The sequence below is a fragment of the Thermoplasmata archaeon genome (assembly GCA_035632695.1).
Lineage (GTDB): Archaea > Thermoplasmatota > Thermoplasmata > RBG-16-68-12 > RBG-16-68-12 > RBG-16-68-12.
Genome location: DASQGG010000198.1, coordinates 1 through 4,823 on the forward strand (window position 1 = coordinate 1; position 4,823 = coordinate 4,823).

Genomic DNA, 4,823 nt, shown 5'->3' on the forward strand with positions numbered 1-4,823 from the left:
CCGTCCTCCGCGCGGATGGGGCCGAGGTGGAACTCGACGTCCTCGATGGCCATCTTGGGCACGTCGGCGATAAGCACCCGCCGGAGGGCGTTGACGAACTGGGGCTCCGTCTCCTCGAGGACGAGTCGTACCTGGTCGTCCTTCTGGCCCAACATCCGGACCTTCATGGGGCTACACCCTCCGCCCGCGGCGGCCGCCCTTGGGCTTCGTTCCGTCGTGGGGCACCGGGGTGACTTCCTCGATGCGCCCGATCCGCAGGCCGGCGCGGGACAGGGCACGGATCGCGGACTGTGCGCCGGGGCCCGGGCTCTTGGAGCGGTTCCCTCCGGGCGCGCGGACGCGGACGTGGATCGAGTCGATCCCCTTCTCCTTGGCCGCGTCGGCCACGCGCTCCGCGGCCTTCATCGCGGCGTACGGGGAGGCCTCGTCCTTCGCGGCCTTGACGACCATCCCTCCTGTGGCCTTCGTGATCGTCTCGGATCCGGTGATGTCCGTGAGCGTGATGATGATGTTGTTGTACGACGCGTAGATGTGCGCGATCCCCCACTTGGCCATGGTCAGGCCCCCTTGGGCGCGGCACCCGGGGGCGCGGGCCCCTCGCCGGGCGCTTCCTCGCCCTCCGTTTCGCCGCCTTCCGCGGGCGCGGCCGCCACCTGGGCGCCTTGGCGTACCGGATGGAGGTCGTTCGCGATTGGCGAGCGCTCGTCGTACAGGATCGCGTTCTCCTCCTGGCGGTTCACCAGGTAGCCCGGGATCGTCACGCGCCGTCCCTCGATGGACACGTGGCCATGGACGATGAACTGCCGCGCCTGTCGCGGCGTGAAGGCGAGGCCCTTGAGGAACGTGAGCGTCTGCAGGCGCCGCGAGAGGAGCGCCTCCACGTCGAGGCCGAGGACGTCGTCCAGGGTCGTGCCTTCCAGGGGCAGCAGGCCGAGCCGGCCGAGCCGCCGCAGGAGTTGCTCCCGCTCCCGCTCCGCCTGCTTGTTCCCCGTGCGGACGAGCGCCTGGAGCTCCCGGGCCCGCTGGCGGAAGCGGCGCAGGGTGTACTGGGACCGCCACAGCTCCTTCTTGTTCTTGAGCCCGTACTTCTTCAGGAGCTCGTTCTCCGTCTTGATGCGCTCGGCCTCCCAGGGGTGGGCGGGCCGCTCGAAGTGCGCACGCGAGAACTTAGGATCGCCCAAACGTTCACTCCTTCTTCTCTTCCTTGGTGGCGGCGGCGGGCTTCTCCTCCTTCTTCGCCTTGCCGCCCTCCTCTTCCTTCTTGGCCGCCTGCGCGGCGAGCGCCGCCTTCTTCGTCACACCGACCGTGAGCCCGGTGCGGCCGTTGCTCTTCGTGCGCTGGCCGCGGACCTTCTGGCCCGTCTCGTGGCGCACGCCCTTGTAGGAGCGGATCATCTTCATCCGGTTGATGTCGTCCCGCACCCGGACGGACCAGTCGGACCCGTACGCGTGCAGGTCGAGGCCCGTCTCCTGGTCGTGGGGCCGGTTCACCATCCATTCCGGGAACGCCTCGCCGAGCTTGCCCAGGGTGGCCTCGATCTGGTCCGTCTGGCCCTCGGAGAGGTTGCCGAGGCGCTCGTACCGCGGCACGCCGACCGTGTCCGCGAGGGCCTCCGCTACGCGGATCCCGACGCCGTCGATCGCGGTCAACGCGTAGGCGACGGAGCGCGTGCCGTCCAGGTCCGTACTCGCCATGCGGACGATGTAGCGGAAGTCCTCCTTGACGCCCTCGAGCTTCTTGGGCGCCTTGACCTTCGGCTCCTCCGCCTTCTCCTCCTTCTTCTCCTTCTTCGGCTTCTCCGGCTTCTTGCCTTCGGCCGGCGAGGGTGGCGCCTCCGGTGCAGGGGTTTCCTCATCCTCAGGCATTCAACAATCCCCGGGTGGGATGGCTTCCCAAACTCCAGGCTATACTTAAGGGTTTACGCCCGCCGGCGCCGGGCCTTCGCCGCCCCGCGTTTCCGTGGCGGCCCGGAGAAGGGCATCCGCTCCCAGAACTCCGGGTAGTGGAGCACGAAACCCTTCCGGTCGACGTCGAACTCCGCGCGGAACCCGTTGTGCAGCCTCTCGTACACGTAGTGGGACTCGGACACCCGTGCGTACCGCTCCGTCACCGCACGGACCTCAAGGTCCGGGAACACGACCCAGCCCGTGCGGATCTCCGCCGCGCCGCCCACGGGCAGGTCCAGGCGCTTCAGCGCCAGGGTGTTCGTCGCGGGGCTCGCCGAGAGGTCGAAGTCCGTGAACCCTGCGAGCTCGCGATGGCAGAAGCCGTCGATCGTCCACATGCCCTCCTCGCTGATCTCCACATGGAGGAAGTGCCGTTGGCGCCGCTGTCGAAGGTCGACCTGCGCGCTCCGGGGAGCCCACGCCAGGTCGCATGCGATCGCGTAGGTCACCGTGGTCGGTCCCTCGGGGAAGCGGAGGCGAGCCCGGCCGGAGAGGTGGAACCCGTGGTCCGTCCGGGAGAGGATGGCGCGCTCGATCCCCGGGTGCCGGAAGTACCGCCACTGGGCGCGTCCGAGGACGCGGGGCGGGCTCACCGGACCGCCTCCCGCCCCGCGGCTCGGGTCATACCGCACCTTGCGTTTTCGTGGACCGCAACACCTTGTAGCCGCTGCCCCGCTTCACGATCTCCGCGTTGCCGAACGCCTCGTCCATCCGGCGCTGGAGGGAATCGGCTCCCTGCCGGGTGCGGGCCACAAGCCACAACTGCCCTCCCTCCAGGAGATGCGCGGGCGCCTCGGACACGATCCGGTCGACCACGGATCGGCCGGCGCGCAGGGGCGGGTTGGAGACGATGTGGTCGAAGGCGAGGCCGGCCACGGGCTCGTAGAGGCTTCCGAGCCGGACCTCCGCGGTCGCGACCCCGTTCGCCCGGAGGTTCTCCCGGGCGAGCCGCACCGCCCGCTCGTTGACGTCCGTCAGGATGACGTGTCCGCGCTCGGAGAGCTTCGCCGCGGCGATCCCGATCACGCCGTACCCGCACCCGAGGTCGAGGATGAGTTCGCACGGGCCGACGTGGAGCGCCTCGAGCAGGAGCTCGGTGCCCCGGTCCAGACCGCCGCGGGAGAAGACGCCCGCGTCCGTGCCGAGCCGCAGCGTGAGGCCGCGAACGTGGACCGCGACCCGGGTGGGCCTCCGGCGGGAGGAAGGCCTCGGCGTCGAGTACTGCTCACCCATCCGGCGGTGGGAACGAGGTCGTGGACCTTAAGCCCGACGCTCCGAGGACTCGGGCTTCGTGGTATGCCCAAGGAGGACCGTGGCGATCTGGAGGTCCTCGCTGGAGCCGGAGTAGTTCCCGTCCCGGAACTCGCGTTCCGCGCGGGTCAGGACCTCCTGGACGTCCGGGAGCATGGGGAAGTCGACGGCCCGGATCAGCTCGACGCGCCGCTGGGTCTCCGCGAGCGCCTTCGCGAGCGCCTCTCGGGCGTTCCGCCGGCGGACGAAGGACGCATGGGCGTGCTCGACGTGCTCGAGGGCGCGGGCGTAGTTGCCCTCCTTGAGCGCTCGGCGGGCGTCCTTGAGCGCCGCATCCGCCTCGTAGGAGTGGAAACCCTCGCGGGTCAAGCGCGAGTACAGCACGTCCGCGTCCCGGAGCGCGGTCACCGCCTTCGCGTGGCTCTCGGAGAGGCGGGATGCGTCCTCCGTGAGCCGCTCCGCCATCTCCAGGCACGGCTCCAGGAGTCCCTTGGCCCGCATGTCCCTCGCGTAGGAGACCTGGCGGTCGATTCGCTCCGTGATGATGCCCTCCGCGCGGAGTTCGCCGAGCCGTGCATCCACCCGGTCCAAGATCACGCCCGTCTCCCGGTACACGGCGCGCAGGCGGTCCGCGCGCGCCTCGAGGCCCGCGGCGATCCGCGTCGCGCTGTCGACATGCCCGAGGGCGAGCTCGCGCGTGGCCTCTTCCAGGGAGTGCTCGAGGGCGTTGACCGCTCCCTCTGCGAACGCGTTCGGGTCCTCGATGCCCTCGAGGTCGCCCAGGGCCGTGATCGCGATCTCCGCGAGGAAGATGCGGTTGGAGGCCGCGTGCGCGCGGACGAGCAGGTCGCGGCCCTCGCGCGCCGTGTGCTCGAGGATCACGCGCGCCTCCAGGTAGTTGGGGACCGTAGTGCCGCTCTCCAGGGCGCCCGTCGCGAGTTTCTCACGCGCCCGGTCCAGGGCCTCCCGGTAGGCGCTCGTGTCGAGGCCGATCCTGCGGAGTTCCCCGATCCGGATCTCCAGGTCCGCCTTCGCCTTCTGGTATGCGTTGAATCGATCGTCCAGGGTGAGTGCGAGGCTCTCTGCTCTCCGCGCCGCGGCGAGCGCCTTGGAGAACTCATGCGCCTTGAACATGTCCTGTGCGATCCGGAGCGACTCCTCGGCGGGCGCGAGGTCCGCGGGCGTGAGACGCAGGACCGCGACGAGACCCTCCGTGCGGCCGATCGCCTCCTCGGCGTGGCGAGCCTTGCCTCCTCTCAGGAATCCGACCTCGTCTCCCGACGGCGTCATGGACAGCCTCCCGCGTGCGGTGGGTGCGCCGTTCGAAGTTCCGCGCCTGCACTCCCGGTGGGACGAGAAACCCATGGGAGGGAGGACCTAAAAGCGTTGCGTTCGCGCGCGTGACCGGTCGTCCGTGATAATCACGCCTGAGAACACGGCGAGCGCTGCGGCGCGTCAGCGCGCTCCGCGGTACCCGACCACCGCAAGGGCCAGGCCCACCACGCCGACCCCGACCCAAGGCGACAGGGACACGGCGCATTCCGTGAGTGGCGGCTCGACCGACGAGCCCGCGGCGGGCACGCACGGGTAGAGGCCGTTCGTGATCGCGCCGCACGTGAAGCCCA

The 4,823-nt window shown here is 70.1% G+C and carries 6 protein-coding genes; all 6 read right to left on the reverse strand.

Annotated features, from left to right (window positions below):
• Nucleotides 1–171: 171 nt before the first annotated feature.
• From VEY12_12260 to VEY12_12285, 6 genes are read right to left on the reverse strand one after another with little or no spacing between them, the layout of a single operon-like run.
• Nucleotides 172–555 (reverse strand): 30S ribosomal protein S11, encoded by a 384-nt coding sequence (locus tag VEY12_12260; GenBank protein ID HYM40892.1) that lies wholly within the window; start codon nucleotides 553–555, stop codon nucleotides 172–174.
• A 2-nt stretch (nucleotides 556–557) separates the two neighbouring features.
• Nucleotides 558–1,181, reverse strand: coding sequence for a 30S ribosomal protein S4 (locus VEY12_12265; protein HYM40893.1), 624 nt, complete (start codon nucleotides 1,179–1,181; stop codon nucleotides 558–560).
• 4 nt (nucleotides 1,182–1,185) lie between these two features.
• Complete coding sequence (locus VEY12_12270; GenBank protein HYM40894.1) at nucleotides 1,186–1,866, reverse strand: 30S ribosomal protein S13; 681 nt, start codon at nucleotides 1,864–1,866, stop codon at nucleotides 1,186–1,188.
• A 53-nt stretch (nucleotides 1,867–1,919) separates the two neighbouring features.
• Nucleotides 1,920–2,540, reverse strand: coding sequence for a putative glycolipid-binding domain-containing protein (locus VEY12_12275; GenBank protein ID HYM40895.1), 621 nt, complete (start codon nucleotides 2,538–2,540; stop codon nucleotides 1,920–1,922).
• 28 nt (nucleotides 2,541–2,568) lie between these two features.
• Nucleotides 2,569–3,180, reverse strand: a complete 612-nt coding sequence (locus tag VEY12_12280; protein ID HYM40896.1) for a methyltransferase — start codon at nucleotides 3,178–3,180, stop codon at nucleotides 2,569–2,571.
• A 27-nt stretch (nucleotides 3,181–3,207) separates the two neighbouring features.
• The gene (locus tag VEY12_12285) at nucleotides 3,208–4,488 is read right to left on the reverse strand and encodes a hypothetical protein (protein ID HYM40897.1); all 1,281 of its coding nucleotides are present in this window, start codon (nucleotides 4,486–4,488) and stop codon (nucleotides 3,208–3,210) included.
• Nucleotides 4,489–4,823: the final 335 nt, after the last annotated feature.

What these genes read in the sequence shown, in the direction of transcription:
- VEY12_12270 (HYM40894.1), bottom strand. Translation starts at nt 1,866, where the DNA reads ATGCCTGAGGATGAGGAAACCCCTGCACCGGAGGCGCCACCCTCGCCG.
- VEY12_12260 (HYM40892.1), bottom strand. Translation starts at nt 555, where the DNA reads ATGGCCAAGTGGGGGATCGCGCACATCTACGCGTCGTACAACAACATC.
- VEY12_12285 (HYM40897.1), bottom strand. Translation starts at nt 4,488, where the DNA reads ATGACGCCGTCGGGAGACGAGGTCGGATTCCTGAGAGGAGGCAAGGCT.
- VEY12_12280 (HYM40896.1), bottom strand. Translation starts at nt 3,180, where the DNA reads ATGGGTGAGCAGTACTCGACGCCGAGGCCTTCCTCCCGCCGGAGGCCC.